The 2,781-nt window shown below is 60.1% G+C and carries 4 protein-coding genes; 1 reads left to right on the forward strand and 3 read right to left on the reverse strand.

What is annotated here, in order from left to right:
* Positions 1 to 253: hypothetical protein (locus QQL28_RS45485; protein WP_284276382.1), on the forward strand; the 253-nt coding region annotated here is incomplete at its 5' end.
* A 563-nt stretch (positions 254 to 816) separates the two neighbouring features.
* On the opposite strand, the gene QQL28_RS45490 is transcribed toward QQL28_RS45485, so the two are convergent.
* The 3 genes from QQL28_RS45490 to QQL28_RS45500 all read right to left on the reverse strand — a co-directional run.
* On the reverse strand, positions 817 to 1,152 hold the full coding sequence (locus tag QQL28_RS45490) for a DUF5681 domain-containing protein (RefSeq protein WP_348522576.1): 336 nt from the start codon (positions 1,150 to 1,152) through the stop codon (positions 817 to 819).
* On the reverse strand, positions 1,149 to 1,568 hold the full coding sequence (locus QQL28_RS45495) for a DUF5681 domain-containing protein (RefSeq protein ID WP_284276386.1): 420 nt from the start codon (positions 1,566 to 1,568) through the stop codon (positions 1,149 to 1,151). The genes QQL28_RS45490 and QQL28_RS45495 overlap by 4 nt, the downstream gene beginning before the upstream one ends.
* A partial coding sequence (locus tag QQL28_RS45500; protein ID WP_284276388.1) for a site-specific DNA-methyltransferase occupies positions 1,558 to 2,781 on the reverse strand: 1,224 nt, incomplete at its 5' end. The genes QQL28_RS45495 and QQL28_RS45500, both read right to left, overlap by 11 nt.

A 2,781-nucleotide genomic window follows, 5' to 3' on the forward strand; every position in this document is an offset into this window, starting at 1 on the left:
CTTTTGCAGCAAGTTTGTTGCTCTTTTAGGTCAGAAAAACCTTGAATTTACAAGATGTTGGAGCGAACCTTTCGGTGCCGCGATGAGCGATAGCCAAGGACTTCGGGCATGGCGTCACATCGACAAATCGAAGCCAATCGCCGCAACGCCACACGCAGCACTGGCCCGAGAACGGCGGGCGGAAAAAACAGATCCAGCCAAAATGCGGTGCTCCATGGTTTGGCGCGGAACGATACCAGCGATCCAGCTGTGACCGAAAATCTTGCCGTCGCGATCGTGTCGGGGCTCGGGCCTCAGATCGCGTCGGACTCGGCGGTGGCGCTCGCACACTCCAAGCTCGCACTGCTGCGCATCCGCAGGTTGCGGCACGACATGTTGGTGGCTGTTTTGACGTGCCCGAGCCCCGGGCGGGGTAAAACGCCTCGAAGGTCTTGAGCGCTACGAGCGGGCCGCCCTGGCGCAGCAGAGGCGGGCGCTTCGCTCGCTAACCCTCGAGCGAAGGTTGATGCACAGTCACTTGGCTTCGTTCTGGAGTTTCGCCCTATCGCCGCGATAGCGCTGTTGCAAACACTCCTCAACGGCCCATCATGAAGGCTGACTGGGCTTCGCGGTTGGGCCGCTAGGGAGCCAAACCAACGACCTTTGCCGACAGAAAGTCCCGGGAGGGCTTGCGCGGATCGGCGTCTGGCGCGATCGTGACAATCTCAATATGTCGATCCGCTGCTCGCTGGCAATGAACACCGCGCCGCCGTCTCTCAACCATTCAAATTGTGACCTCCAAAGTGACCTCTCTGTGGTGGCGATCGCCGCCCTTGTTCAAAGCTTCATATCGTTGTCGCTGACGACCGTGATGATCTTGTCGCCGGGCGCGGCGCTTCCGGGATATTGCTTTCGCAGCTGATGGAGCAATCGCGCCGCGCCCGCATTTTTGTTCAGAGCCAGAGTCTGGATCTGGCGCAGGAGGGCTTCCCAGCGCGTCATCGTCACTTTACGACCGTCGAGTTCGATTGCGACCTGCTCATTCGCAACCTTGCGGAACAGAGAGGCGGTCGACATCTGACGGGCTGCTTGCCTTGGTGGTCCCTTTGGATTGCCGGACTGGCCCTTCTTGAACCGGCTATCCATTGGTGGATTTCGGTATCCAGTGTTCATCTGGGAGATCTCAGTGCCGCGTTCAATTCGTCCACGCGCTGTTGCCAGTTGCGACCGAAGCGCCGTGCCGCCTCGGTGGTGCCGATGATTTCGTACTCCGAGGTGCCCTGGGCCTCAGGCAGGAAATATTCCGCCGCCATCCTGGCGATAAGCCGGGCCGCAGTCATGTCGCCTCGGATCGCTTTCGCGAACAACTGGCGAAACTGGATTTCGGCCTTCGTCATCCGCTTGCGCTTGCCATTGTCGGTGACGGTGACTTCTTCGTTATCGATCGCTTCCAGGACCTTGCCAGGGTCGAGCAGCTGGTGAACTTTCTTTTTCCCGCTCGGATTACCGGACTGGCCCTTTTGAAAGCGCGTCTCGACCGGCGGCTTTCCGTATCCAACCTCGTAGGTTTTTTTTCTGTCACCGCTCATCACCCTGCTCCCTCTCGGCCTCGATGTCGCGGAAGAGCTTGCCGTCCGCGAGCCGGACCGCATCGCGGCCGGTCAAATTCTGCCAGCGCCGGATCGTGGTATCGATATGGAGCGGATCGAGTTCGATCCCGCGACAGATGCGACCGGTTCGCTCGGCGGCGAGCAGCGTCGTGCCACTGCCCAGAAACGAGTCGAGCACGATCCCACCGCGGTGGGAGCAATCGAGCAGCGCATCCACCACGAGTTGGACTGGCTTCGCCGTGGGGTGCAGCTCGAGCAGATTGTTGCCCTTGCGTGCCTGGGTGCTGGCACTGTCGCAATGCCAGACATTGGTGCGGTTGCGTCCATGTCTGCCGAGTTCGATATTGTTGGTGTGCCGCCCGGTGCCGGACTTGAAGACAAACACCAGCTCATGTTGAGAGCGGTAGAGTGATCCCATGCCGGCGTTGTTCTTCACCCAGACCGCGATGTTCTTCAGCTCGGAATAGACGTCACGACCGGCTGCGAGCAGCTCGTCAGCGTGGCGCCAGTCCATACAAACATAGTGAATTGCTCCCGCTTCGCTGTATCTTGCCAGCAAGCCGCAGCTCGCCGTCAGAAAGCGGGAGAACTCCTCCCGGCTAAGCTCTCCTGCACCTTGAGCGAATTCGCGGTGGCGGATCTTTCCCTTCCCCGAGACGTGACCGTCGATCGGCACATTGTAGGGTGGATCAACGAACACGACATCGGCGCGCTCTCCGCTCATCAGGATATCGAAAGCCGCCTCGGACGTCGCGTCGCCACAATGGATACGATGATCGCCGAGTTGCCAGACATCGCCGAGCTGGCAGACCGGAACTCCGGTCGTCGTATCCGCTTCGTCATTGGCGTCGACGGTCAGCCGGTCATCAAGCTGCTGCATGGCCAGGTCGATCTCAGGCAAGCTGAAGCCCGTGATCGACAGATCGAAATCGAGATCGAGTTCTTTCAGCTCCATAAAGCTTTCGCCCAGCAGCCGCTCGTCCCAATGCGCATGCTGAGCCAGCCTGTTGTCCGCGATCCGAAGCGCCTTTAGCTGTGCCGAAGACAAATGCCTGATCTCTACGACGGGTACCCGCGGCATCCCGAGCTGTCGGGCTGCGAGCACCCGGCCGTGCCCGATCACCACCTGCCGGGTGTCGTCAACCACGATCGGCATGACGAACCCAAATTCGCGGATGCTGTCCGCGATCAG

This window comes from Bradyrhizobium iriomotense (assembly GCF_030160715.1).
Classification (GTDB): domain Bacteria; phylum Pseudomonadota; class Alphaproteobacteria; order Rhizobiales; family Xanthobacteraceae; genus Bradyrhizobium; species Bradyrhizobium iriomotense.

What these genes read in the sequence shown, in the direction of transcription:
- QQL28_RS45490 (WP_348522576.1), bottom strand. Translation starts at nt 1,152, where the DNA reads ATGAACACTGGATACCGAAATCCACCAATGGATAGCCGGTTCAAGAAG.
- QQL28_RS45495 (WP_284276386.1), bottom strand. Translation starts at nt 1,568, where the DNA reads ATGAGCGGTGACAGAAAAAAAACCTACGAGGTTGGATACGGAAAGCCG.